General features: G+C 40.2%; 25 protein-coding genes. 6 read left to right on the plus strand and 19 right to left on the minus strand.

Annotated elements, in window-relative coordinates; genetic code table 11:
• Positions 1 to 2 precede the first annotated feature (2 nt).
• Positions 3 to 851: a pantoate--beta-alanine ligase gene (gene panC, locus ABJE44_RS12335; RefSeq protein ID WP_348110373.1), complete on the plus strand. Its 849-nt coding sequence runs from the start codon at positions 3 to 5 to the stop codon at positions 849 to 851.
• A 29-nt stretch (positions 852 to 880) separates the two neighbouring features.
• Here the strand turns inward: panC and panP are convergent, their stop codons facing one another.
• Positions 881 to 2,500, minus strand: a complete 1,620-nt coding sequence (gene panP / locus ABJE44_RS12340; protein WP_348110374.1) for a pyridoxal-dependent aspartate 1-decarboxylase PanP — start codon at positions 2,498 to 2,500, stop codon at positions 881 to 883.
• Positions 2,501 to 2,792: 292 nt separating this feature from the next.
• Here panP and ABJE44_RS12345 point away from each other — a divergent pair, with 292 nt between their 5' ends.
• Positions 2,793 to 3,506 (plus strand): EAL domain-containing protein, encoded by a 714-nt coding sequence (locus ABJE44_RS12345; protein WP_348110375.1) that lies wholly within the window; start codon positions 2,793 to 2,795, stop codon positions 3,504 to 3,506.
• A gap of 13 nt (positions 3,507 to 3,519) precedes the next feature.
• On the opposite strand, the gene ABJE44_RS12350 is transcribed toward ABJE44_RS12345, so the two are convergent.
• The 8 genes from ABJE44_RS12350 to pdsO form a co-directional block, all read right to left on the minus strand.
• Complete coding sequence (locus tag ABJE44_RS12350) at positions 3,520 to 4,191, minus strand: SAM-dependent methyltransferase (protein WP_348110376.1); 672 nt, start codon at positions 4,189 to 4,191, stop codon at positions 3,520 to 3,522.
• A gap of 1 nt (position 4,192) precedes the next feature.
• A complete protein-coding gene (locus ABJE44_RS12355; protein ID WP_348110377.1) occupies positions 4,193 to 4,963 on the minus strand; it encodes an ABC transporter permease in 771 nt (256 codons plus the stop codon).
• Positions 4,960 to 5,922 (minus strand): ABC transporter ATP-binding protein, encoded by a 963-nt coding sequence (locus ABJE44_RS12360; RefSeq protein ID WP_348110378.1) that lies wholly within the window; start codon positions 5,920 to 5,922, stop codon positions 4,960 to 4,962. Before ABJE44_RS12360 ends, ABJE44_RS12355 begins: the two co-directional genes overlap by 4 nt.
• A 368-nt stretch (positions 5,923 to 6,290) precedes the next feature.
• Positions 6,291 to 6,644 (minus strand): DUF1428 domain-containing protein, encoded by a 354-nt coding sequence (locus ABJE44_RS12365; RefSeq protein ID WP_348110379.1) that lies wholly within the window; start codon positions 6,642 to 6,644, stop codon positions 6,291 to 6,293.
• Between the two features lie 199 nt (positions 6,645 to 6,843).
• Positions 6,844 to 7,263, minus strand: a complete 420-nt coding sequence (locus tag ABJE44_RS12370; RefSeq protein WP_348110380.1) for a hypothetical protein — start codon at positions 7,261 to 7,263, stop codon at positions 6,844 to 6,846.
• A gap of 169 nt (positions 7,264 to 7,432) precedes the next feature.
• Entirely contained in the window at positions 7,433 to 7,984 is a 552-nt protein-coding gene (locus ABJE44_RS12375) for a class GN sortase (RefSeq protein ID WP_348110381.1), read from the minus strand.
• A gap of 44 nt (positions 7,985 to 8,028) precedes the next feature.
• Positions 8,029 to 10,200: a VIT domain-containing protein gene (locus ABJE44_RS12380; RefSeq protein ID WP_348110382.1), complete on the minus strand. Its 2,172-nt coding sequence runs from the start codon at positions 10,198 to 10,200 to the stop codon at positions 8,029 to 8,031.
• 14 nt (positions 10,201 to 10,214) lie between these two features.
• Positions 10,215 to 10,946: a sortase-associated OmpA-like protein PdsO gene (gene pdsO / locus ABJE44_RS12385; protein ID WP_348110383.1), complete on the minus strand. Its 732-nt coding sequence runs from the start codon at positions 10,944 to 10,946 to the stop codon at positions 10,215 to 10,217.
• Between the two features lie 191 nt (positions 10,947 to 11,137).
• Here pdsO and pdsR point away from each other — a divergent pair, with 191 nt between their 5' ends.
• The 3 genes from pdsR (at position 11,138) to ABJE44_RS12400 (ending at position 14,541) form a co-directional block, all read left to right on the plus strand.
• On the plus strand, positions 11,138 to 11,830 hold the full coding sequence (gene pdsR, locus ABJE44_RS12390; protein WP_348110384.1) for a proteobacterial dedicated sortase system response regulator: 693 nt from the start codon (positions 11,138 to 11,140) through the stop codon (positions 11,828 to 11,830).
• Positions 11,831 to 11,879: 49 nt separating this feature from the next.
• The gene (pdsS, locus tag ABJE44_RS12395; protein ID WP_348110385.1) at positions 11,880 to 14,033 is read left to right on the plus strand and encodes a proteobacterial dedicated sortase system histidine kinase; all 2,154 of its coding nucleotides are present in this window, start codon (positions 11,880 to 11,882) and stop codon (positions 14,031 to 14,033) included.
• A gap of 100 nt (positions 14,034 to 14,133) precedes the next feature.
• Entirely contained in the window at positions 14,134 to 14,541 is a 408-nt protein-coding gene (locus tag ABJE44_RS12400) for a CBS domain-containing protein (protein WP_348110386.1), read from the plus strand.
• Here the strand turns inward: ABJE44_RS12400 and yjjX are convergent.
• Positions 14,538 to 15,071, minus strand: coding sequence for an inosine/xanthosine triphosphatase (gene yjjX / locus ABJE44_RS12405; RefSeq protein ID WP_348110387.1), 534 nt, complete (start codon positions 15,069 to 15,071; stop codon positions 14,538 to 14,540). The genes ABJE44_RS12400 and yjjX overlap by 4 nt on opposite strands.
• 164 nt (positions 15,072 to 15,235) lie before the next feature.
• Here yjjX and ABJE44_RS12410 point away from each other — a divergent pair, with 164 nt between their 5' ends.
• Positions 15,236 to 15,433, plus strand: a complete 198-nt coding sequence (locus tag ABJE44_RS12410) for a hypothetical protein (RefSeq protein ID WP_348110388.1) — start codon at positions 15,236 to 15,238, stop codon at positions 15,431 to 15,433.
• A gap of 51 nt (positions 15,434 to 15,484) precedes the next feature.
• Here ABJE44_RS12410 and ABJE44_RS12415 read toward each other — a convergent pair whose 3' ends face one another.
• The 9 genes from ABJE44_RS12415 to ABJE44_RS12455 form a co-directional block, all read right to left on the minus strand.
• The gene (locus tag ABJE44_RS12415; RefSeq protein ID WP_348120780.1) at positions 15,485 to 16,930 is read right to left on the minus strand and encodes a diguanylate cyclase; all 1,446 of its coding nucleotides are present in this window, start codon (positions 16,928 to 16,930) and stop codon (positions 15,485 to 15,487) included.
• Between the two features lie 145 nt (positions 16,931 to 17,075).
• Entirely contained in the window at positions 17,076 to 17,369 is a 294-nt protein-coding gene (locus tag ABJE44_RS12420) for a hypothetical protein (RefSeq protein ID WP_348110390.1), read from the minus strand.
• Between the two features lie 128 nt (positions 17,370 to 17,497).
• Positions 17,498 to 18,751 carry a hypothetical protein gene (locus ABJE44_RS12425; RefSeq protein ID WP_348110391.1) on the minus strand — a complete coding sequence of 418 codons (1,254 nt, stop codon included), beginning with the start codon at positions 18,749 to 18,751 and terminating at the stop codon, positions 17,498 to 17,500.
• Positions 18,752 to 19,108: 357 nt separating this feature from the next.
• Positions 19,109 to 19,636 (minus strand): DUF1993 domain-containing protein, encoded by a 528-nt coding sequence (locus ABJE44_RS12430; RefSeq protein ID WP_348110392.1) that lies wholly within the window; start codon positions 19,634 to 19,636, stop codon positions 19,109 to 19,111.
• 177 nt (positions 19,637 to 19,813) lie between these two features.
• A complete protein-coding gene (locus tag ABJE44_RS12435; protein ID WP_348110393.1) occupies positions 19,814 to 20,821 on the minus strand; it encodes a GTP-binding protein in 1,008 nt (335 codons plus the stop codon).
• Complete coding sequence (locus ABJE44_RS12440) at positions 20,814 to 22,181, minus strand: alkaline phosphatase PhoX (RefSeq protein WP_348110394.1); 1,368 nt, start codon at positions 22,179 to 22,181, stop codon at positions 20,814 to 20,816. Before ABJE44_RS12440 ends, ABJE44_RS12435 begins: the two co-directional genes overlap by 8 nt.
• A 23-nt stretch (positions 22,182 to 22,204) precedes the next feature.
• Positions 22,205 to 23,017, minus strand: coding sequence for an HAD family acid phosphatase (locus ABJE44_RS12445; protein ID WP_348110395.1), 813 nt, complete (start codon positions 23,015 to 23,017; stop codon positions 22,205 to 22,207).
• Positions 23,018 to 23,092: 75 nt separating this feature from the next.
• The gene (locus ABJE44_RS12450; RefSeq protein WP_348110396.1) at positions 23,093 to 24,472 is read right to left on the minus strand and encodes a 5-methyltetrahydrofolate--homocysteine methyltransferase; all 1,380 of its coding nucleotides are present in this window, start codon (positions 24,470 to 24,472) and stop codon (positions 23,093 to 23,095) included.
• 37 nt (positions 24,473 to 24,509) lie between these two features.
• On the minus strand, positions 24,510 to 26,942 hold the full coding sequence (locus tag ABJE44_RS12455; RefSeq protein ID WP_348110397.1) for a TonB-dependent receptor: 2,433 nt from the start codon (positions 26,940 to 26,942) through the stop codon (positions 24,510 to 24,512).
• Between the last annotated feature and the right edge of the window lie 33 nt (positions 26,943 to 26,975).

Here is a 26,975-nt window from a genome sequence, read left to right on the forward strand (position 1 = left end):
TTATGCGAGTTATTAGTGAGATCTCAGATCTTCGTGAAGTAAGGCGTACTTGGCAAAATAATGGCAAGGTAATCGCTTTTGTTCCTACCATGGGAAATTTACACCAAGGTCACTTGAACTTAGTTAGAGAAGCTAAAAATCATGCCGATATTGTAGTGGTTTCTATCTTTGTTAACCCTATGCAATTTGGGCCTGACGAAGATTTAGATGCTTATCCAAAAACCATTGAAAACGATAAACGTTTATTAGAAGAGCTATCCGTTGAAGCTTTGTTTTTACCACACGCTAGCGATATTTACGCTAGGGGCTTAGAGCAACAAACCTTTGTTGAAGTCCCGGGTATTTCTTACATGATTTGTGGAGCAAGTCGCCCTGGGCACTTTAGAGGCGTGGCCACCATAGTGTGTAAGTTATTTAATATGGTGCAGCCTAATTTAGCATTTTTTGGTGAAAAAGACTTTCAGCAACTACAGGTTATAAAGGCCATGGTGACTGATTTATCTATGAATTTAGAAGTATTTGGTGTGCCAACTACTCGTGAAGACGATGGTTTAGCTATGAGTTCCAGAAACCAGTATTTAAAAGAGGAAGAGCGTAAGTTAGCGCCTACTTTATATGTAAAAATGCAGTCAATGGTGAAACAGATCACGGATGGTAGACGGGATTTCAACAGGTTAACAGAGGAGTATAAAACTCAGTTAGCTGAGCTAGGCTTTAGCCCTGACTATTTAGAGATTCGTAATGATGAAACTTTGCTGCAGCCTGGTCACGAAGATAAAGGCTTAGTGTTATTGGCAGCGGCGTTTTTAGGAAAAACAAGATTGATCGACAATATTCAGTTTAATTTATAGCGGGTACTGTCCCTCGAAAAGCGAGCTAATCAGTTCGCTTTTTTGTGTTTATAACAAAGCTTTTTCCAAATTTTGGTTTTGCTTGCTATAGCAATTTGTTCATCCAAAATATTTTGTAAATCGGTTTCTGTGGTCAAAGGGTTCGCTAATACCACCCTAAAGACAGTAATGGCTTGATCGGGATATTTTTCTGTTTGTAAACGAGTACGAGATACAAAAGATTTTCCAGCTTCCCTTTGCTGTTTCTGCACAGACACAGTTAATTTATCTAACTCCATGTTAATAGCATGGCCAATTTGTGGTTGGGCTTTGGTTTTCAGCTGAACTTCTTCAGGATTAACTCGGTAGGTTAATAATGACAAAGTAGGGGGAGTTACTAGTTCAAAGTCAGGGTGAGACTGGATCATTCTCGCAAAGGTCTTGGTTTTTTCAATGCTTTGATTGATTAACAGTTCATAACCTTGGCGGCCGAATATATGTAAGGATGCATATACCATCATTGCCATGCCGTTACGGGAGCCTTCGATGGTGGTTGCCCCTAAATCTTTTGAGCCAGCTCTGAGAATATACTGGGCATGGTGACGCACAGTATTACTATCGTTAGGATCTTTAAATAACACCATACCTGCGCCCATAGGCACGTACATTTGTTTGTGGGCATCTAAGGTTACAGAGTCAGCTCTATCAATACCTTTTAATAACTGGCTGTGCTCATTTGAAAATAATGTTGCTCCGCCCCAAGCAGCATCCACATGAAAGTGACAACCTAGCTCTTTAGCTACATCAGCCAACTCATCAAGTGGGTCTATGTGGCCAGTTTCAGTAGTACCGGCAATTCCTACTATGGCTAATACTTTATTACCAGCTTGTTGGTATTGACGCCCGACCTCTAATGCTTTCTCGGGCGATAAGCGTTGTGATGGAGAGTCGATAGTAAGCATTTGCTGTCTACCTAACCCAAGTATGTCAACAGCTTTAGAAAGTGAATAATGGCCTCTCTTTGAAGAAATAATACCCATTTTTTTATAGCCATAATGCATCATGCCAGCGGCTAGACCTTCTTGCGCCACTCCTTTGAACTGTGTGGTTGCGGGTAATGCTTTGTTTCTGGCAACCCATAAAGCGGTAATGTTAGCTAGGGTACCCCCAGAGCAAAAGGCTCCTAGTGCATGGTTGGCACTGTGTAGATAGGTATTATAAAAATCATCAGATTGTTTATAGACCAACTCATGCATCATCCCCAAAACTTGACGTTCAAGGGGGGTGAAGGCTTTTGATGTTTCAATTTTCACCAAATTTTGATTTAAGCCGACCAAAAGCTTAGCGAGGGGCAAGTGAAAATAAGGCAAAGCCGATGTCATATGGCCAATAAACGTAGGCGAATAGGTATTAACAGAATTAGCTACAAGCTTGTCTAGCAAGTCTTCAGCATGTTTTGAAACAAACTCTGGCTCTTCTGGGACACTACTTTTTGAAAAGTGTTTTTCGATTTGTTCCAGAGATTTAACTTTAGTTACAACGTGTTGAGATAAAAAATCTGATAAGTTGTCTGAAAGATGTTGTTCAATTTGTGCAAGCTTAGAATCTTTGCCTTCAGGCATAGTAAATACCTTGAACAAATGACCTAGACTAACCTCAGCTCCACTCACGCTGTTACCTTATATGAAATCGGATAAGTCGCGAACTTTACATTAAATCGGCTTGTAGACCAATAGCTAGAATCAAGACTATTAGGACTTGATTGACTTAATGGTACTAATTTTAACCTGCTTAAAGGGTTTTAATCGCAGCATTACATTCTCAGTGTTGATTACATCAAAATCCATAGGGTAAGGTTGTCGCGACTAATAAGGATTAAGCCAGCCTTTTATGTAGCTATTTTAACTTTGTTAACAAGTTGTTATATTAAATAAAGTTTAACTAAAATCATTAATCATAAATATGCAAATCACGGAAGTTACAGATAGTTTTAGCTTAGAATGTGTCGTACCCTTTTTTCAACCAATTATGGATTTAGAAAATAATACTGTATGGAGTTACGAGTGTTTAGCACGTTTAGTTAACTTACATGACAATACTTACCTACCTAGCCAGTTTCTATTTCTGGTTGAAAGGCAACACACGGTAGCTCAGCTAACAGAAACTATTTTTAAGCGCAGTGCCAGTTATTTTAGAGACATTAATATGGCGTGGAATATTAATGTCAGCCTTTCAGACATGACAGACTCTGAGACCCACCAATTTTTCCGTTCCCAACTTGGTGATTACCCTAACCCTAACAGAGTTTCTGTTGAGATCACCGCACAGAACGCCTTAGCAGACCTGCAAAGCTTCTCGCGTTTTGCTGAAATGTGCGCAGATTATGGTGTGAAAATCATTATCGACCACTTTGATTTGACTAAAGAAAATGTTGAAAAGGTGTTTAGTCTGCCTGTCGCTGCAATCAAGGTACAAGGGAGCTTGTTTGAGTCCGATGGGCCTGATACTACTAATTCTGAGCTTATTGCATTATTAATCAGTGCTTCAAAAAAGAATGACGTGATCCTTATAGCTGAGCGCATAGAACAAAGAGAAACGTTAACAAAAGTAAGAGAGCTAGGCCTCAAATATGCTCAAGGGTTTTACTTTAGCCAACCTAAAGCCAATGTTGATTAATTATGGGAAGTTATTAGGTGTAGTTAGCGGGGAGGGTAGCGGTTACCTTCCAGGCATCTTGACCACTTTCCCAATACTTACGTTCAAAGGGGGTCATAGGAGTGATTTTTTCAACTTGAGTGATGTCACTTCGAATGTTTGCAATATGTAGAGCATGTGCAAATTCTTCGATATATAACTTCCAATTACTTCTTACCTCGAATTTACCACCTAACTTTAGTATGTCTGCGAAAGTAGAAGAAGCGTACCACCTACGCTGTAAGTGAGCAGATTTAGGGTAGGGATTCGGGTATAAAAGGTAGTGTTTGTATAACTGTTTTTCTTCAAGAACAAGTAATCTTAAAAAATCTTGTAAGTCAGCTCGCACCACAAGGTAGTTGTCTGTTTCAACTGAGTATACGTGATGTTTTTGAGTTCGCAGTGCGGATTTATCAACCCCAATGACTTTGGATTCTGGGTAAGCTAAGGCAATATTGGCAGTGCTTTCTCCTACACCACAACAGGAGTCTAAAATAAGTTGACCTTGCCAATCTCCTAACCACTTCAATACTTCTTGAAAGGCATTTTTAGTGTGATCTGATAAAGGCTTTTGACTACTAGAATTGAGGTGGCGTGTCACCACCTTCTGTAGATTTTGATGTATGCCAACTTGGTTGGTTGTGATGGAACGAGCGAAGCTTTTCATTTTAACTACGAATACCTACGCCACGTTTAATCAGGCTATATGCGAAGCCAAGTAATACAATATTGAATATCGCTAATATCCCTAAAGAGATGAAGTGACTCATGTCAGAGACACCTAAAAATCCATATCTAAAGCCGTTAACCATATACACAATAGGATTAATTTTACTTACCCATTGCCAAAACTCTGGTAATAAAGACAAGGAGTAAAATACACCACCCAGGTAGGTTAGTGGCGTTAAAATAAAAGTAGGGACTATGCTGACATCATCAAAGGTATTGGCATAAATTCCATTAATAAGGCCTGCTGTAGAAAACAAAACCGCTGTTAAAAATAAGGTCACTAAAATAAGCGTTAAACTATGAATGTGCACATCAACAAATATAAGTGAGACCAAAGTTACAATCACCCCCACTAACATGCCCCGAGCGACACCACCTCCAACATAACCAGCAATAATAATCCAGTTAGATACGGGGGCAACTAGCAGCTCTTCAACATTGCGCTGATATTTAGCACTGTAGAAAGAAGACGAAACATTAGCGTAAGCATTGGTGATCACCGACATCATAATTAGCCCAGGCACTATAAATTCCATATAGCTAAAGCCACCCATATCTCCTATGCGACTACCAATCAGATTACCAAAAATCACAAAATACAAAGACATAGTAATGGCTGGTGGTAACAGGGTTTGGATCCAAATCCTCAAAAATCGTGTGCACTCCTTAATCCAAATTGTTCTTAGGGCCACCATACTTAATGAGTTCATGAGTTTGCTCCTTGGATCGTGGCTTTCACTTGTGATGCTTGTTGTTCTGCGCGACCAGACTCGACTAACCGTACAAATAACTCCTCTAAGCGATTAGACTTATTACGCATACTCAAGACTTCAATGTCTTGGGTGGTTAACTGCTCAAACACATTGTTTAAGCTAGTCTCTTTGGGTACGTCAACTTCGAGGGTGCGTTCAGCTGTTAATCTGCTTTGAAATCCTTCTATAGTTAAAGAACTAACATTCTTAGATAAATCTAGTACAAAGGTTTCAATGTTTAGGGTGGCAAGCAATGCCTTCATGCTGGTATTTTGTACGATTTTTCCTTTATCGATTATGGCAATATTTCGGCATAGCATTTCGGCTTCTTCGAGGTAATGGGTAGTGAGAATAATTGTCACACCTTGCTCGTTAATTTCTTTTAAAAATGTCCACATGGAGCGCCTTATTTCTATGTCTACTCCAGCGGTAGGTTCATCTAGAATAAGCATTCTTGGTTCATGCATTAAGGCCCTTGCTATCATTAGGCGTCTTTTCATCCCTCCTGATAGCTGCCTTGAAGGTGAGTTGCGTTTTTCCCACAAGTCTAACTGCTTCAGATATTTTTCTGCTCTTGGTTTTGCTAGATGCCTAGGCACACCATAGTAACCTGCTTGATTTAGAAGAATCTGCGACAGTGTTTCAAATTGATTGAAATTAAATTCTTGAGGGACTAAGCCAATGCAAGATTTGGCTTGAACTGGCTGTGCAGATAAGGAGTATTCAAATACATCTACCTCGCCATCTGTTTTATTGACTAGAGAGCTAATAATACCGATGGTCGTAGATTTACCTGCACCATTTGGCCCAAGTAGTGCGAAAAAATCCCCTTGTTTTACTTCTAGGTCGACACCTTGTAAGGCTTTTGTGCCGCCTTTATAAGTTTTGGTCAACCCTTTAATGCTAAGTGCGTTCATATAAACTGCCAGCTAATGTGTTAAATCGAATTGTATATTGAACTCTAGCGGCTAAAACTTGCTAAAAGAACGTTATAGAAGTGAGAGCTTGGTTTGCTCAGCGTTAATGATATTGCGTCTGTTTATACCATTTCAAGTTAAGATTGTGCTTATCTTAGTGCTAACACAAGTTAGTCCATCAGTTAGGTTGAATTGTGACTTAACTGTATAACTTTACCCACCCCGTTATTCTACCGTATACGACCTATTGCTTATATGCTGTTTATCGATAATTACCAACCCTGCGCCTCTTACAGTCACATAGTTTCTGCTAAATTGATGGTGGGTACATTATCGGAGGAGTAAGACTTTGATTATTTGATATAGGGTCAAGCATCCAATATTGTATTGAAGCCCCCGTAAATAAGCCTTTTACCGTCGAATGGCATAGGGTTTTCATCTGGCTGCATGCGTGGATCTTCCATTACTTTTTGCCATCCTGAGTCACGAACTCCTTTTGATGGCCAAACTATCCAAGAAAAAACTATAGCTTCATCTGGTTGTTTTTTGACTGCCATTGGAAACGAGGTGACTTCACCATCGGGAACCTCATCTTCCCAAGTTTCTACTACGTTGAGAGCGCCATACTCTTTAAATACAACAGCAGTGCTTTTTGCGTGTTCTAAATATTTATCTTTATTGGTTTTGAGAACTGCAGCGATAAACCCATCTATATAAGACATCAAAGTCTCCTTATTTTAAAAACTTAAGGGGCGAGTAACATTTTGGTTTCTGTCGGCAATGTAGACCATAGCATAACGTATTTTAAATATATGTGGTGTTAGAAAGAGGTCAGATATGCAGGTGATGTGAATTGATGAGGGCAAAAAAAGCAACAAAAAAGCTAGCTTCTTTGTTGCTTATTAGAGACTGGTTTACTTGTTAACAATCTTTTGGATCTTCATCCATTTTTTCTTTTGCAGATATGCAGGCTTCCTTCATTTTTTCGGCTGCATCGGCTTTTAACTCTGCGGTTTTCTCTTTTGTAGTGTCCATAACTTCACTTGCTTTCTCTGCCGTTGCCTCATAGGCGTCATTGGCTTTTTCTTTGGCTGCATCATAAGTTTCAGATGCACTCTCTTTCACATCTTCTGCCATATCTGCAGCGTCATCTACCAGTTCAGAGGTTTCAGCTTTAGTTTTTTCATATAAAGTCACTGACTTTTCTTTGGCTTCAGCCATAATATCTTTGGCGTCTTCTTTTGCAGCTTCAGCAGACTCTTTTTGACTTTCTGTACATGCACTTAAGCTAAGACTTAGGGCTGTTAAGGCGATTGCTAGTGACGTTTTTGATAAATTCATTTTTGATTCCTTTTATTAGTTTACTCAGCGGCTAGCCGCTTTATTTGCGTTATTGAATGCTTAGCGAATTCCATTCCATATTTTTAATTAATTGATTTTCAATGATTTTCCCGCTTGTTGATGTTGATTATTGTATAACTTGTGATTTCCTGTCTGCTGCTGACTACAGTTATATGGCTATGGCTCTAACGACATACCTGTGGGTCGGGTTGGGTAATATACTATCAAAGGGATAACAAGTAATTAGCGTTAAGCTTACTCCGTCAAGCGCTACACCGTTAATGGTTTCATCATTTTGCAAATATTCAACCTGTGATTCATGGGCAATTCGTAATTGTATAATCTGAAATCTTTGTTGCGTTTGGCGAGTGCTAATGTCAATGATGTCGCCTTTTTGTAATGTTTTTAGACTGTTAAACTGGGTATCACGATGACCCACAATGACGCTATTGCCACTTTGGCCTGGTTTTGGAGTCGCACTAACATGGCTAGGTGCAAAGGCCAAATTACGACCACTTGCCCCTGCTAGTACAAACCAAGTTTTATCCTTAATTTGTAACTCAGCCATAGGGTGTGTGTCTGCCCATGGCCATGGTTTAACAGGCTCATTGAAATCAAGACTTTTGTGCCAGGCCCTAGCAATTAGTTGTTGTGCTAATTCTGCTTTAGCAAATATATAGATACCACTGGAAAATTGATAAGCCCCTAGGAGTAAAATCAATGTTATCCATTTATATTTATAGATAAATGAGGTAAGTCTTCGGCTTAAAATTTTCTTCTTGTAAGTAAGTGCATACATATCGCTAATCCTATTATAAATAAACCCATAATCATTTTTAATTCTGCGGGTGTAGCAGTTTGGGGTAGGCTACCCATCATTTTTGCTACTCTATTTTGTTTAGCTTTAGCTAAATAGTCAGCCTGCTTTTGTGTATGGTGATGTTCCGTCATCGGCTTTGTAGGGGTTACGTCTATAGCTATCAAGCTGGTATATTGACTGACTATATGATGCTCGATAGCGGTATTGGTGATCTGGGCTTGATATTCGCTTTGTAGATTTGCTGAATGTGTTGGCTGCATTTGTGCTCGTCTTTTATCTTGGGAGAGCTGTTTTATTTTTTTTCTTGCCCATAACACATTGAGTCCAGCTTCCCTTGAGGTAACGGTTTTAGGTAATTGTTGTTGCCAATCTTGATCCCTGTAACGGCCAGTTAAGGTGATTTTACCAAATGAGTCTTCAGTTTCTATTGAGGGTTGAGATACTTTATAACTTACTATTAATGGCTCCCCTAGATACAGGTCACTAATCTTCTTAGGGTAGATTTCTATTTTCTGTTTTGGATTTTTAATAGATGAGCTTAGTAATAACTCTATATCTGTAAGGGTGGGGTGCTTTAACTTGGTAAGTAAGCCAGCCATTTTCTGTTGTACTTGGCTGGTAGAGCCAATATAGGTAAAGGTGCCTCTTCCCATTTCGGCAGCTTCACTCATAAAGTAAGTATTAGGAGCACTGCCGATACCCACTGTAAATAATCGAGAATAACCAATCTCGCTTTTTATCAGCTGCATCAATGACTCTTCATTCCCTACATTGCCATCTGTTATAAATATGATTTGGCTCATACTTGATTCAGTTGTTTGATTTGCGCTAAGTGAGAAAGCCAAGTTAAGGGCTCTGTGTATTTCGGTGCCGCCGTTGGCTTTTAAGCTAGTTACAAAGTCAGCCGCTTGCTTTTTGGTTGTGGCTGTTACTTTTTTAGGGACTCGCCATAAATTTTGCGCTCTGCTATTAAACTCGATGAGATTAAAGCTATCTTGTTCGTTAAGTTGTTCAATGGCTAATAATAAAGCTTGTTTGGCCTGCAAGATTGACTCACCCTCCATTGACCCCGATGTATCTAATACAAAGATAACCTCCCTTGGCAAAGCCGAAACAAATTCTTTACTGTTAGGGGCATTAATCATAATTAGTCCATACTCATCTCCATTAATCTGCTGAGTCAAATGGGCAACCTTAGGATCTGCCCCCAATTCTGGTTGCCAATGCAATACAAAGTCTCGATTGACTTGAATATCGTTGTTTAAGGTTATGTTATAGCTGCCATCAGGTAAGCGGCTTTGAGTTATGGAGTGGAACTCACTTTCGATATTATCTAGCTCAAAACCCGCCTGTAAATTAACTGATAACTGGATATTTTGGTCTGGACTGATATCAGTTTTGGGTATTGCTGTATCAATGATTTCGTCTGAATTAGCTGGGGTGTATCGAGGTGCCACTGTCATGGGGAAACGCAGACTATATTCTCGTTCTTGTAAATTTAAGGTTTGTTGATACTCGATACTGATTTCTATCGTTTCATTTGGTCCAATATTCGCAATTTGATTACTAAATACATTAGGGCGATGTTGTGCGACTAGACTCACTTTTTTGCCTTCGGATTTGGCTTGAGTAAACAATTTTTTTGCTTGCGACTTTTCTTGTATTTTCCCTTCGATTTTTCGGTCTCCAATTGTCATCATTAAATGATCAACTGCGGCATTTTCTGGTAAAGGAAATACATACATGCCGTTAACCCAATTCTCACTGGCATTTTTAAAGGACTGAGTGAGTTTTGTTCGGGCGACAATGCCATTTACGTTTATTTCTACTTTTGTATTAAGCAACGGACTCATAGTTGTTGGGGGTATGTTTTTGTTGCCTTCAGCCCCTTGAATGAGCTCGTCTGTTATTAAATATAAAGTTCCGTTTTCTGTATCTTGATAGGTTGTGACAGCCTGATTAGACAGCACGGTTAAGTCTGCTAGTTGTGGTGAGTTTGAGGGTTCAGCGTCTACTAGTTTGGATTGCTCGCCTGTAAAAGCGGGCACTGCTTGTTGCAGCGCCCCTATGGCAATAACCACTAAACTAACAAGAGCAAGCTTAGGTAGTGATAGCATAATTGTGTCCTAAATTAATGGTCTGAATGAGTCGCAGCTGTGGCCATTTCTGGTTGCTCACTTGATACTTTCAACATTACCCTCCTGTCAAAAAAGTCCCCTTCATAGTTACTTTCTGCATTAACTAACAATGATTCACCATAAGAGTTAGTGATTACTTGCTTGTTTTTTACGCCTTTATTTTCCAAATAGTTTTTTACTGTTATGGTGCGTTGTTCTGATAATGCTTGGTTCAAGGTGCTGTCACCTCGCTGGTCGGCAAAGCCAGATAAGCTTATGCTCAACTTGGGGTTTTTTATTAGGGTGTTGGCAATTAAATCTAACTGGGATTGGTAGTGCTGTTCCAGGGCATATGATCCAGTTTTGAACTGAATATTGCTTTCTATTTCAGAAATACTCTGTTCCAAGGCTTGATCCATTGCCGCGAGTTGTATCGTGGTACGTTCTTTGGCTTGTTGAAAATTTTGCTGCAAGGTGAGCAACTGCTGGTCTTTATCTGCTAATGACAGTTCAGCCTGAAGTAGGCGTTTGTCCGAGTTAACATCTTCGGCAATCATGGCACCAAATACAGCTGCAACAAAGCCTCCTACAGGGCCAGCTAAAACTGTTCCAATTATAGCGCCTGAGCTAACGCCTATTATTTCGTTGGTTTGTTCTTCTTTAGTGGCTGCTTGTACAAATGTGCTACCCGACAATAAACAAGTAAAGGTGATGGCGGTTGTGATCTTTTTGCTGGTAAGTTTCATTGTTTTCTCCAAGAGTGTTGATTGATTCCTCTCTAGTAAACAAAGTTTGTGTGGCCGGTTCAGGGAGACAAAATGGCAATGTTGAGGGCAATTGTGGCGAAAAAATGGAAATTGCATTGGCCTTGGTTATAAGGCCTCACCTAGTCAACTTTTTACGATATAGTGCAATTATATTATTACAGAGTGAAACTATGTCTAAACGTATTGCCCTAGTAGAAGATGACCTAGCCCTTAGAGAAAACTATATTGCAGCCCTAACGAAACAAGGCTACGAAGTGCAAGCCTATGGTAATAGAACTTCTGCAGAACAAGTATTCTTACAGCGTTTACCTGACTTAGCGATTATCGATATCGGTCTTGAAGATGAAATAGACGGAGGCTTTGCTGTGTGTCAACAATTGCGAAGCTTGTCTAAAACCTTACCCATTATTTTTTTTACCGCTAGAGATAATGATTACGACACCATTTGCGGTCTGCGTATGGGAGCGGATGATTACCTTACCAAAGATATTAGCCTGCCTCATTTGTTGGCCCGTATTGCAGCACTGTTTCGAAGAACCGAGCTGTTAGCCATGCCCCAACTCCCCAGTGATATCATTCAAACTGGGGATTTAACGGTAGACAGTAAACGTATGACGGTAAGCTGGAAAGGCCAAAGTATTGAATTAACAGTTACAGAGTTTTGGATGTTACACGCCATTGCAAAGTATTCGGGTCATGTGAAAAGCCGTCAGCAGTTAATGGACGAGTCTAAAATGGTAGTAGACGACACCACTATTACTTCGCACATAAAGCGCATTCGCAAAAAGTTTGTACAACTAGATGATGAGTTTAGCTGTATTGAAACCGTATATGGCATGGGTTATAGATGGAAGAATAATTAGTCATGAATATAAAACGATTAAATTTCAATCTATTAAGGGCTTTTAGGCGATGAGCCGAGTAAGGTTTGGGTTAAGAGCTAAACTACTATTTTTCTCCTCTTTTTTACTGACTATCCCCTGGTTGGGGTATCAATATGTATGGGAAATGGAAACCTATTTACGTATTGGACAAGAGCAAACTATGGTGGGTACAGCTCGAGCGGTTGCTACTGCGCTGCATGAGAGACCTGCTTTATTTGATAATCAGTCGGCTTACTTAAAAGATGTTAAACCTGGCACAGATTTGTATGCCTATAAGATTGCTTACCCTATTCGGCTTGATGGCAAGCTAGATGATTGGCAAGATTATAAGCAATTGACCATAGAATACGCCCAACAAAACTTAATTGACCAAGTTAGCGATTATGAGGCTAGCAGTTTGCACTTTCGGCATATGGTTGGACAGTATGACCGCTATCTCTACGCCATGTTTGATGTCACAGACAATACAGTTTTGTTGCGGCCCAAAAATAGCTTGCGTATCGACAAGAATGATCATTTACAAATTGCAATGACTGACTCTATAGGGGTCTTTCAACGGTATATTGTGGCGCCCTCAGAAGAGGGGTGGGTTAATGCTTATTTGCTGAAAGATGATTTAGGGTCACTGCAACCAGACAGATTAGAGACGCAAATTCAAGGACAATGGCGCAACACGGATAATGGCTATCAGTTAGAGTTGCGGTTTCCATTAGCTATGATGTCGAGCAAGATAGCCTTTGCAATTGTTGATGTGGACAACCCAGTTACACGGGAAGTAGAGAACATAATGGGAACCGCAAATCCTTCAAAGGTGGACTCCCTAGGTACGGTTTTGGTGCCTTCTCCAGAAATCGAAAAAATATTAAAAGGTTTAAAATATTCGAACGCTAGGGTGTGGGTGGTAGACAAACACATGCGGGTATTAGCGCGTTCGGGTGATATAAGCAAAGCTCAAGGGGTAAACAGTACTGTTAAGTCTGATGCTTCACAAAGCTGGTGGAAATATATAGAAACTAACTGGTTATTGCCTTTGTACTATCAAATATTAACTAAGCCCCCTGCAGACTTTGTTGATGATTTGCGAGATGCCTATTCTTTGCGAGGTCAAGACATTATTGAAGCCTTAACAGGTAAGCCAAGTTCTTTATGGCGATTAAGTCCCGACAATAAAGCGGTAATTATGTCTGCTGCGCATCCAATTTACATCGACGATACTGTAATGGGAGCTGTAGTTGTTGAGCAAACTACCCATGGTATTCGTACGTTAAGAAATAAAGCCTTAGAACGTCAATTCCACTATATTTTGCTGGTGATCCTTATTAGTACTATTGCCTTATTTTTGATTGCATCAAGATTGTCTTGGCGCATTCGCAAATTACGTAACGAAACTGAAAGTGCCATAGACCAACAAGGTAAAATTATAGGTGACATAGTCCCATCCCACACTAGAGATGAGATAGGTGACTTATCTCGTACCTTCACCAGTGTCTTGAGTAAACTGAGCCAATACAATGCATATTTAGAGAATATGGCTTCTCGATTATCTCATGAGCTGCGGACCCCAGTGGCTATCGTTAATTCCTCATTAGACAACTTACTATTAGAAGAGCAAAGCGAAGATAACAAACAATATCTTGATAGAGCTAAGCAAGGTATTACTCGGCTTAGCAAAATTTTGTCTAACATGAGCGAGGCGACCCGCCTTGAGCAAGCGATGCAAAGTAATGAGCGGGAGGAGTTTGAACTCGGTGATTTACTGCAAGGTTGTGTCGCTGGGTACGAATTAGCATATGGCAACAGAGTGTTTGCTTTAAATATTTCTCACTCAAATGTAACCGTTGCTGGCTCCCCTGAATTGTTTGCACAAATGTTAGACAAAATCATTGCCAATGCTGTGGAGTTTAGTGACGATAATTCAGTGATTACGGTGAATTTAAAAAGTCATGAGCAAGGCAGTGTTTTAAGTGTTGAAAACCTAGGCTGTTTGTTACCAGAAAACATGCAAGATCAATTACTCGACTCTATGGTTTCTGTTCGCAAGGTACAAAATTCAACCCAGCCCCATTTAGGGTTAGGCTTGTATATCGCAAAAATCATTGCTGAATACCATGAAGGGGTACTCAATATACATAACCTTAAAGGTGATTCGGGTGTTGTTGTTAGCCTAGTGTTTAGTCGCTAATTTAAGGGCATGATTGAAAGGTTAAATAAATACACTGGACTTCAATGCTAAACAAAGGGACACTCAAGTCGATGGCAACCTAAATAATAAGGAAATTCACATGATTTTAGCTAGTATCGCAGAATGTATGACTAAAGATTTCGCAATCCTTAAGCCAGATATGCCTGTTGCGGAAGCTTCTGCTAATCTAATTAAGAAATCATTATTGGGAGGCCCAGTTCTTGATAGTGAAGGCTTACTTATTGGCTGGATTTCAGACCAAGAATGTTTACATTGCACCCTTCAAGTCGTTTACCACAATACCCGAGTAGCCACTGTGGCAGATGTAATGCAAACAGATGTAGTCACCGTTTCATTAAATAGTGAGCCCCTTGATGTCGCTCAAAAAATGTTATCTGGTGGCGCCACGACATACCCAGTTGTTGATGGTGCTAATAAAGTGGTTGGGGTGCTAACTCGTCGAGATATCCTCAAGATGTTAGACAAAAAACTAAATGAAATGGCTTAAAGTCCTGTGTATAAGTCAGGATTAATAAAGGGTGCTAAAGCAAGTGTTGTAGCCAATGTATAAACGCTTTCTCTGGTAGCTAGATTATTGGTTAATAAGCCAATAGCCCCTTCTTTTTGTTTCACATTATCTGTTGTAAACAAGTCGTCCATTACGTGACCTAGTTCTTCACCATTCTTAAGGGCCTGATATACCACAGGCGGCAGCGGTAAGTTACTGCTGCGACCTACTGAGCTTCTTTCGTGGTCGGCAATAACCACATAAGCAAATGTGGCAGGGCCGTATTCAAAGTTGTCTACTCCACCCTCAATTGCCACATAGAAATCCGCTTTGGTTTGTTGCTGGCAGAATTTAACTCTATTCACTGCACCTTTTAGGGTTTCATCGCTTGTCATAGGTTGCTCAGATACTGCGGATGGAGCTTTTATTGAGAAACACTGAATATCTTGATTTGGCCAAATTTCCGAGGTAGCTTTTTTTACCGCATTAACCTTAATGGGGTTAGTAGAACCCACTGCAATTTTTATCATAGGTGTACTATTTTCCCTTGTGTGTGCCCCTAGGCTATTAAAATTAAGCAAATCGATATTGCAACATATTGTGTGTGATATTGTTACAAAAAAGAACTTCAATGTGGCCTATTCTACAGGATATAATTAGTGAGGATTCACTAATTTTTAAGAACAATTGCTATATGAAAAATGCTCCACCTGAATCATTAATTCGTACTTGGGTATGGATGATGTCAGACACTAACAACCCAGATATAATGAACAAAGGCCGTCAAAATTTAATTAATGCTTTTGGTAGTTTGCATAAAGCTATCCAGTATATTGAGGAGCAAGTTGACCTCTCTGAAGAAGCTCCCACATCTAGTTCAGCTCAAACGTAAATGTAATTGCTAGGTCATTTGATAGGTTTTAAATGGCCTCTAACTTTATTTTTATTTTGTGTTTTTTACAGCAGAGTATAATTCAACACGAGAAAGTCCTTGTTCTTTAGCTTGATACATAGTGCTATCTGCATGCATCAATAGTTGATGTAGGTCATGTCCGTGAATTGGTGCGATAACTAAACCAATACTCGCGCCAATACTGCAGGTTACGCTAGGATGTACTTCAATAGGGTGTTGTATTGATAGAAGTAACTCTTCGGCTTGTTCGACGAAGGTTTGCTGGCTATTCGGCGCGTTACTTGCGACAACAAACTCATCACCTCCCCAGCGGATACATACATCATTCTGTGACTTATATTTGTTTGTAATTCTTTTCGCAGTTTCTTGAAGCACTCTATCGCCAGCTTCGTGGCCATAGGTGTCATTAATTGGCTTAAATTTGTCTAGGTCAATCATCATCAACATCAATGGCTTTTGAGTTTCAACACTAAGATCTAACATACTATTCAGTTTTTCTTCACCCGCTCGTCTGTTAAGTATATGTGTGAGTGGATCATGATCGGCCTCGAAGCGGGTTTGATGTTCCCGTTCTGTGCGCTCGGTAATATCATATAAAATAACTTCGATAATAGGGCCTGTATCTTTTTTACGTTCAGTACGTTGCTCTGTGACTTTAGCAAATAAGCAATGCATCCATTTCTTCTGTTTACCAGCAGAGTACTCAAGGTCTAAGGCTACTTGATCCAATAAAGGGTCATTACGCATCGAATTTAAAATCTGCTCTAAGTTATTTGGGTTTACAAATAGACTAGGAAAGTGCTTGAGGTTGAGTGTCTCATTATCAATAGGAGTAAAATATCTGGAGAAAGCAGGGTTAAAGGCCGAAATATTGTTGTTTTGATCGACTAAGCAAATCCCAGCGCTGGCTTGCTCGAATATAAGCCTGAATTGGTTTTCTAGATTTTGAGTTTTGATCCGTAGATTTTTTTCTACGCTAAATGAATGGTGCAACCCTTGTATTAACGCATTAATACCCTGAATCAGTTTACCTATTTCATCTTTATTTTTGTGAGGTAAAACTTGCATTGTCTCTGGGCGGTGTGGATCTATGTACTCGAAGTTATCAACTAACTTTTGAATTGGCTTAGTTAATTTCCGGTGAACAACTAAAGAGACAAAAAAAGCTAATATTAGTGATAGAAGTAGTTTAATCAGTGTTTCTTTTATAATTTCTCTTTTAGTTTGTAGCTCAATATATTGTTGATCTAAGTAAACGTCTAAGGTGCCTACTTTTTCTTCATGTAAGAAAGGGTGTTTCAATAAGGTTGAAATTTTCTTACTTTGACCATTTAGATTACCGGATATAGCCTCTAAGCCAACGTCATTACTTAGCTTTACACCTTTTATCAAATCATTAATAACTAGCCCATCTACTATTTCCTGAGCAAGGTCAGCATCGTTTATGTAGGCTGCAACAACGGCAGTTTTTTCCACTGTCTTAGATAATTGCTCTGCTAATATGTGGCTGGATTGACTCCGGGCTTCCAGGCCCAAATAATAAGAAAGTGCAGATGCTAGTAAAGATATAATTATTGCTATGAAAGCAATAGTCAGTGCAACTTTTACATATAGTTTTTGACTAATTGGAAGCAACTTTAAATACCACTTTTACGCCTTCTGTTACCTCTGACTCTGGGATATATGCAATCATGTCCTTATTTGCACGTACTGTATTAATGATGTCTTTGACAGACTCTATTGTTGTGGGAGGCGTCGCATTTCCTGAAAAAAGTAAACGAGCCCAATATGTACTTACCTTTCTTTCATTTTGCTGTACTAGCTGCATATAAAACTGACTTTTTATGGCTGATTGTGCAGGGAAGTCAATTGGCGTTGCTTTTTGACCGTCAGGGAAAGTGTTGAATCTACCCATGTATATATCTATCACTTGTCGCTTAGTCAGGCTATCAATTTGATTATTTTCGTTAACGACAATAACGAGCCCATGAACGTGTGTTGAACATATGAAAAGAAGCAGTATGTAAAGTTGTTTTAATTTCATTAGAACAACACATTAAAGCTGAGGCTAAGTGTATTTACTTTGTCTCTTGTCGTTAATATTTCAGTTGCTGTGGTGTTCCAAAGGCCATATCCTTTAGGGCTAATATTGGTATGGTCTAGTTGTAGTTTTATATTCATACTCGATGTTAAGTCAAGTTTTGCACCCGCGCTTATTGTTGTTTGTCTCGCTGTTATGGAGTCTAGTATGGTTGTAACGGCATCACTAACCGCGTAGAGGTAGGCGGCTAACTCTGCAGGAGTGCTCGCATCAAATACCGGGGATGAATACGTCGGTATTCTATCTGAATTTTTAATGGTAGATAGACTCATAAAGTAGGTAGTTTGTTCTTGGATGTACCCCAAAGTGGCATACCCAGAAGTAGATGAGCTAAAAGGTAGCCAGTCATTTTTTGATATGCCACCTTCAGAATAGAATAACCATGACTGACTTTCATAAGAAATACCTAACGCATCATAAGATGAAGATTTACCAGAAATATCAAACTTGTCTAAAAGCTCAACCTTTGCAGGCCATATATCGTCAGGAGCTTGCTCTAAAATAAGTTGAGCTTCAGAAAGTTCAGGGGCTCTTAAATCGTCAAAGTTTGAATGGCTATGGGTTAAACGTATTAACCAATTGTTGAGCTGATAAGAAGCACTAAGGAGAACCAAGTCTTTGGATGTAAAGCCAAACCGACTGCCTACTCCCTGTAGTTCAGGGCTGGTTTGTCCGTATCCTAATCGAAACCTGAAGAAACCATTAGCTATATGATTTTTATATTCGAGATCCACGCCGTCAAAGTTGTTGGCGGGTGAAGCAATAGAATAGAACTCATTGGGTGGCCTGCTCCAAAGGTAGGCATACCCTACATAGGGATAATCAGATAAAAGGTATAAGTCACTATTTACTCTTCCTGCTCGTAATGACCAGTTTCTATTAGGGCGGTAGCGAATGAAAGCTAGCTCAATAAATTCATTGAACGTTTTATGGTTGCGATCTTGAAGCACAACTTGACCTACTGCATCCCATTTATCTGCTAGCGTTAGGTTAGTTTGAAAACCAATTTTAGATTCGTTTAAAAAAGTAAAGCCACTATCACTTTTATTTAAGAAGTCAGTGGTAAGCTCAAGGTTTCGGTTATCTGAATACGTAGCGCCAATGGTCGCAAAACCACTAAAGTTAGCTTTAGTGGCTGATACTAAACTCGATGATAAATATAGTGCAGTGCATCCAAGCCAAAGAAGATACTTCATACTAACCTTTATTATTTCTGTACTTCTTATAAGGATATTTTGTCGCTGACCTGTAAAAAGTACCAACTACAAATAAAATATTGATATTCCATGAAAAATACCACGTTTTGATTGGTATAAAGTAGCTTTTTTAGAATTTTTGAGAATAACTTTCGCAAACATGTATTCGTTTAAAAATGCAGCGGTAATAATTTCCCCCAAGCTGTTGTAAGTGACAAATTTTGAAACTAGTTGCTTTGGAAGAAACGAAAACTTAAAAAGCGTAAAATTGAAATAGTCATATTAGTTTCGAAGATAAGTATAAAAGCCCCTTTCAATGTAATTTACTAAGGGCATTATTGTTAAATAGTTTATTGTTTAAACTGGGGCGCCTACTGCCATATCGCCTAAATAATCTTTCTTACCAAGTGGCACACCTTTAATTCTTAACATGTCATAAATGGTTGTCGTATGAAAATACACATTAGGGACCGCAAATGACATCATGAAATTTTCTGTAGTGAAAGGTAGCTCATTACCGCCTACTTTAAACTGTAATGGCTTGCCGTAAAGCGCATTCACTTCGTTTTCAGCAAAAGCTTTTAAGGTCTCCACTGTTTTTTCAAAGTAAGCGATAAGCTCTGAATAGCTAAGGCCATCTAAAGATACTTGAGGCGGCTTAAATTCACCATCAAATAAAGACTGAATAGCCCCTGCGGCATTGTGGGCTGCTATATTAACTTGAGCACTAAAGGGCAACATATCTTCTGCAAATCGCATAGTAACGATTTCGTCTGTATTGATCTTGTTCTCTTTAAAATATACTTCGCCTTTTTTCATCACATCAACTGTCGCATCTAAGGTGCGTATAAAGTTGGTTATGGTCATTTCATATAAACTAATCATGTTTCATTCCTGTTGTAAGTTTTGCGGGGAAAATAAGGGGCTTTATGTTAAGAAATGTTTGCTGGAGTTTTTATTTCAAAAACTTTTATCATAAGTCGAATACTTAAGAGCTATAGATCGTTAGTGTCTACATACCTAACAATTCACTGCAAAACGTTCATCAACGTTTAATCGTTTCTACTCAGAGGCTAAGCCAAAAACTGTTTCAATTTTTTCAGACGTTTGCAGAGCAAGTTGTTCATCTTCAGTGATAAACTCAATTCTCGAATCTACTGCTTCTTGAGCCACTATATTTACAGATACGCACCCATCGCTGATGTTGCAGGCAAGTACTCCTTGCTCGGTAATGATCACCGCTTTTAAACGATCGACAGCTACAGTGAATAATGTATCCATCACAAGCTTGTAATTGAATATTAGTGTCGGTGAGCATATCCAACCAAAGGAATAATGGCCTTCACCATTATTGGCAACTTTTATGGATCCAACTGCAGGAGCTGTAATATTGTGGCTGTGTTCAATCGCAGAATGTGAATGAGAATGACTATTTTCGTTTACTGTCTGTTGATATTTAGACTGCCCAAACAATATGTTTATATCAATTTCACCTTGCTCTGCCAAACTAATAGGCGTGTCAGTAATCTCTAGTGTGTTTAAGTAAGCTTGTAGCTCTGGGATCAAGTCTTGCTCATACAAATCAGATTTAGTCGCAACGATATGATCTGCTACTTGTAACTGTTCTTGAAAAGTTTGATGCTCGCGCCAGCGTTTGCTTGCCAATTTTCTCGGGTCGATAAGAGTAAGTGTTGTGCCAACATCTAACACACCTTGATAGTGCTCTGCAGTTAACGTTTGCAACACCTCTTTAGGATGTCCAAGTCCAGTTGGCTCAATGAGTAATCGGTGTGGTTTGGCTTTGGCGAGTAGCATATTTAAGGCAATTTGCATGGGCAACCCAGAGGTACAGCACATACAACCTCCCGGGACTTCCCTTATAAATACACCTTTGTCTTCAGGTGAGGATAATAATGCTCCGTCTACGCCAATTTCGCCAAATTCGTTTACAAGCACAGCCCAGCGTTCATCACTGGGTTTAGCCTTTAACAATGCTTGGATAAGTGTGGTTTTACCTACCCCAAGTGCACCAGTAATAATATTGGTGGGGACTTGTGCAATTTTATCCATACAGGTTTTGCCAAGGTCCAGTAATAGCTAAGGTAAGAGTAGGAGAATACAAATTCACAAACAGTGTTTTACCGTCTGGCGAAAAGCATGCGCCAGCGGGTTCGGTTTGCCAACGTACCTTTGCAAAATCATAAACCTCACCTTCTGGCGTTACCCCTCTAAGGTGGTTATCCACTATGGCTGAGTATTGATCTTCGCATACCATTAAATGGCCATTTGGCGCGAGGGCTATGTTGTCGCCAAAGTTAAATGTGGCTTTGCTATGACTTTCAACAAATATGCTTAAGGAACCCGTTTGTTCATCACTGCTTTGATTAGCGGTCAGTGGGGTAGGGACATAACGCATAATCTGGCCTAATTCTTTTTTACCTCCACTGGTGCAGCAAAAATACATCTCATTTGTGCCAAAATGTATGCCTTCACCGCGAGCAAATAAAGCGGCTCCTTTGGCGTATCCCCTATGACGCAAGTCATCTTCTGGGCTATCAACATTATCTAAATCAAGCCATTCACAAGCATAGTCTTGTTGCTCTTCTATGAAAGGAGCCTTAGTGTTGCGTGTATCAAATTTGGGCTGCCCTGAAACCATTAAAGCTTGCAGCTTGCCGCCAGCTTGTAGCTTCCCGGGTATATTAGGTATGTAGCGATAGAACAAACTGTCTTGTCTGTCTTCGGTTAAGTAAACAATACCTGTGGCGGGGTCAACACAGGCTGCTTCATGGTTAAAGCGCCCCATAGCTTTTATAGGCTCTGGGTCTACCAGCTCTCTAGCCGTTGCCGGCACTTCAAATACATAACCATGATCTTTACCAATTCTATCTGAAGCTTTGTCAACTGACTCTTCACATGTTAGCCAACTACCCCATGGTGTTACGCCACCTGAACAGTTTCGAATAGTACCAAGTATAGACATGCATTGATGTTCAACTTCACGGGTTTGCAGGTTATACACTATGCTACTTGTGCCCCCTGATAGAGGTAGTCCCGAGGCATAGGTGTCGTAGGCTTTTAATACCCTACTTGGCTGCACTTTGTCTTGAGCTAGTTGCGCTTTTTTAGATAAAGGAATCTCGTGGTTTCTCACCAATACTACACGTTTATCATCGATAGGAATGCAGCCCATGCCATCAGCCCTGTCTGGCACGGTTAAGCCATCATTCATGGGGTCATCGAGTTTTGAAATCACTTCATAACTAAAACCTTCGGGTAAATCGAGTATGCCGTTAGCATCGGGTATTAATTGAGTGTTGCCAGTGAGTGTGGCTGATTCACTAAAAAGAGTGGCTGCTTTTAAATGTGTAGCTAGGCCACTTAAAGCAACGGCCACCATCCCTTGATTGAACTGTCTGCGAGTAACCATGTTTTACTTTCCTTCTAAGTGTTTTACCAAGAGCCGTACATAGCGTTAGGCAAGATAAAAATACTTTTATTTAGGCGCTCACCTAAGGCCTTGATATCGGCATTTTCTTGTGTAATTTTATTTACATCTTCTATGTTGTCACCAATTTGCATAACTATGGTGTGGGCTTTTTGCCAACTTGGCAGAACTGCCTGCGTCGAAAAGCAATCTAGATTACCACTAGTTAATTGCTGGCGGCGTAGGTCTTTATCATTAATGATGGAGTGCTCGTCAATCGCGTCTTTGTCTGCTTGAGTGCGCCCCAGTAAACATGTATTTTCGAAGGTTGCAGGGATTAATGCTGAAATATTTTCCCAAGTATATGCATCGAGACTTTTTTCGCGGTTTGTGACTAGCGCGACTTTTCCACCTAATGAATAAACCTTTTTCATAAACTCTGCAGCACCAGGTACAAGCGTCGCTTTTTTGGCTGCTATCCAATTAGCCCAGCTCTCAGAGGTATAATGGCCACCTGTTTGGTCTATCATAACCTGATACTGGCTGTTATCTAATACCGTTTCATCAACATCCATCACCACTACCCAAGGTTCATTTTGTAAAGCAACCACTGGTAATTGTTGTTCTGCTCGCTGATATACACCTTGGGTAATAAGTTGATATTCTTTACTTTTAGTGTGCCATTTAACTGAGTTAGAAAGGGGAAGAGCTGTCAATTTCGCGCTGTTTTCATATTCTACCCAGCTCTCTTTTCTCTCTTCTGATACTAGGTTAGCCGTGCATCCTACGAATATGCTTGCACCGAAACACAGTGTTATTAGTTGTCCTGCTTTGTTCATTATTTATTACCTAATTGAAAACTATACTGAGGGGGGTATGAACAAAGGTTTATTTTGTTCATACCCCATCCAGAGCTAGTCGTGGTCATGCTCCTCTTCTGCAATTCCTAACCAGGTTAGAGAAGCGGGTGAGAAGTCTACTTCTATATCATCTGTAATAGTCATGCTTTCAAGGTCAATTTGCAATATATGCTGTGCAATCGGATCAGATACGTACACATAGTGACCATTTTGAGCCGCAACAAAACTAAATGACATGCCCTCTGGCATGTTAGACAAGTCTTCATCAGATATATCTATACTGGTCTCTAATTCCCACTCAATTTCACCATCGTGGTCATGACCACTAAGTACATTAAGAAATCCTAGCTCATCTAAAATAAGAAAATGTTCGCCTTCGTAAGCAAATCCATAAGAGATGGGAGCCGCATCAGTTTCAGGTTGCCATTCTAAAACTTCCATGCCACTTTCGGGGGTTATGTTGACTAAAATAACTCCTTCTACTCCGTAAGCAGAGGCAACGCCAATGAATGAATCGTTTTCTTCATGGGAATAAATACTGCCAATACGCACGTCGTTTAACGCATCAATGTTAGGTATTTTTTCTGCATGATACTCGTCATCACTTTCTTGATGAGCAACTAACACACCATCACTACAACCGAATACCGTATATTCTTCATTTTGGGCGGCACCATGTAAATCAGGACAGGTAACATCTAACACTTGTTCTTGCTCATATTCACCATCATGAAGATGATAAACACCAACTTGGTCCGGTAATATAGTCGTCGCTGAAGTGGTTTCTGCATCGTCACGACGAATGGTTGATAGTAAATGGTCACTATTTGGTTCTGCCACGCCATGCATGTTTACCGCGTATTCTAGGGTAGCAACTTCAGTGGTGTTACTGCTGATGTCTGTATCTGATACCACTTGAACTGATGCAGCTAAACCTGTTTCAGCGTCACCATCAAAAAATACAGCAGTTTGACCGTCATGTTTAATGACATGTGTTGGACGACTTCCTTCGAGTTCAAAGTCACTCATAACTGGAGTCTGTTCATAGTCATGTAAATGCTCCACATGATCTTCTCGCCACATTCCTCCATCAATAAAGCCTACATAGTCATTACTTCGACTGGTGACCACTGCAAATCGATAGTCAGCTGATGCGGTAAGAGTGTTTGTATCGTGAATTAACGTAAACGTATCCAACAATTCATTGTCGTCTAAATCAAAGATAGTGGCTTCGTTGTTTTCAGCTGACAACACGGCAAGTCGCCCCATTGACTCTATGGTATATTCATCATCATCTTCGTCATGATCATGCTCGTCTTCTTCCTCAACGATGGACTCTTTTTCAATGATTTTTGTTGTTGCGTCACCGCAGCCATATAGCATTAAGCTGGCGATGGCCATTGCTAGTATGTTCAATTTTGGTAATTTGCTCATTATATCTTCCTTAAGTATTTAAACGTTATATAGGGGGTTAGAAGTAGCCTCTAACGCCCACTGCTATGTTTCGTCCCGGACGTGGGGCAACATCTTTAATAAACGAGCTATGTACTCGGGCTTCGGTATTGGTTAGGTTGCTGCCTTTGAGGTAAAGAGCGATGTCTTGATTAAAAACAGGAATGTCATAAGACACGCTAGCATCAACTAAGGTATAACCGTCAGTAACGGTTTCATCAGATGTAATCCGGTCTTGAGTGTCATAACGAGTAATATCTAAATGTGCACTAAGACTTTCATTTTCATAGCTGAATTGAGTTCCTAATCGAAGGGGGGGAGTGCGAGGTAAGTTACCGCCATCTTTGAGTCGGGCACGCACGTAATCAGAGAAGAAGGTCGCCTTAAATACATGGGTAACTTGCCACGCTACTTGCGCTTCAAAACCATGTAGAATTACATCATCGGTTTCGAAAATATAAACAGGCAGTAGTTCTTCGCTACTTTCTTCTTCGGTTTCTTCATCACCGTGATCATGGTCATGACCACTTTCAGCTGATAGCCCAGTAGACGTTTGATAGTAGTAGTTATCTACTTGGTTATAGAAGGCATTAAATACAAAAGCTATGTCCCCTTCAGTTTTTCGGAAGGTTAGGTCAATGTTGTTGGCTGTCTCTAGATCAATTTTTTCATCAGACAAACCAATATAAGCTTCGTGTTCCGTTTCATACAAGGCAAACAAAGCGCCTACCTCATAATTACCGGTACCAATATGCGGTCCAAAAGATAAAAGCTCAGCGGCTGAAGGAGCACGTTGTGAGCGTGATACAGAAAGACCTAAGTTGTACCCTTCGGTAAAGTCCCACACTAGCCCAGCTGACAAGCTGACTGGGGTAAACTCATGATCTACTGCAAACACTCGGGTGATGCTGGTTTCGTCGTCGTGATCATGGTCGTGGTCATCTTCTTCCTCGTCTTCATGGTGGGTTTCTAGCGTTGGAAGTAATACGTTGTCCGCTTCTAAAGTTACTTGCTCTATACGACCACCAAACTGCACTAAAACTTCACCAATATGCTTTTCTTCCATTATGGCTAGTGCAAAGGTCTGTGCTTTAGATGGTGGCGTAAAGGCTTCCTCACCCTGGGCTGCGACATCGCTGTTTTTAAAATGGAAGCTGATACCGCCATTCCAGTCAGCAAAGGTGCTATGAATGAAATCTAGTTTTATTTCGGAGGTTTGGTTTTCAAACAGAGTTCCAACTTCGCTATTTTCAACTTCAGCATGTTCGTAGTCAGTAAAGCCCCCGCGAAAATTGATTTTTTTGATCCACTCGCCATCGGCATTAAACTCACCAAGCAATTGCACTCGAGTTTGCTCTAGATCTGCAAATACGCTTTCTTCTTCCTCTTCTTCATCGTGGTCGTGTTCTTCTTCATCGCCATGGGTGTGACCAGGAATGCCGTATTCACGATTAAACTGCTCGACAGCTATCCCAAGAAAACCTTTATCAAAAAGATAACTAGCGCCGAGTGTTATACCGTTTGATTCTTCGGCACTGTTTTCTACTACAAAGTCGTGTTCTTCATGATCTTCGTCATCTTCATCGTGATCTGAGTCTGGGTCTACTGGGACTTCATAGTCGTTTGATTTACGCCAATAACCATCGGCATAAAACCCAAATGATTCTGTCCCAGTGGTAACATTGAAAGAAGCTAGTTTTTGGTCGTTTACTGAGCTATTTTCAAGTAACCATTCGCCACGGGTTGCACTATCTGTTGGTACGCGGCCATCGGCTACATTTACTACGCCACCAATCGCGCCACTTCCATAAAATAAGGTGGCAGGGCCCCTTAATACTTCGATTTGTTGCGAAGTTGATGCTTCAGCAGCAACGGAGTGATCTGGCCCCACTCTAGATACATCGCTTACGTCTAATCCATTTTGCGCGATTAAAACTCTAGGTCCACTTAACCCTCGAATAATAGGTGTACTGGCAACATTGCCATGAAAATTACTTTGCACACCGGGGAGTTTTTCTAAGCTATCTCCTATTGTGGCTGCTTGTTGACGACGTAATGCTTCACCGGCAAGCACACTAACGGGCGCAGCAGATTCCATGACCGACATATGAATAGGTGTAGCGACTACATCAATCACTTCTATTGGTGAGCGAGTTAGGGTAAGTGTTATGGTTTTTGACTCATCTTCAGAAAAAACTATATCTTTATGCAAGTGTGCATAACCTGAAACCGATATGTGGAACTCGTTATTTCCGATACTTAAGTCATCAATAACAAAGCGGCCATCTTTTCCCGTTACAGCATTTAGGTTGGTACCTTCAACACGAACTAATGCGCCAGATACAGCTTTACCGCTATTGTTTTCAACTAGCCCTTCTAAAGATTGCGCAGCTAAGACACTTGTGGGTAAAAGCAGCCCCATGAGCGCTGCAATGCGAGATAAGTGATGCATTATATTCCTTTTATTATGTTATATTGTAACAAT

Origin of the sequence: Paraglaciecola sp. (genome assembly GCF_039942875.1) — a bacterium.
In the GTDB taxonomy this organism is placed as follows: Bacteria; Pseudomonadota; Gammaproteobacteria; order Enterobacterales; family Alteromonadaceae; genus Paraglaciecola.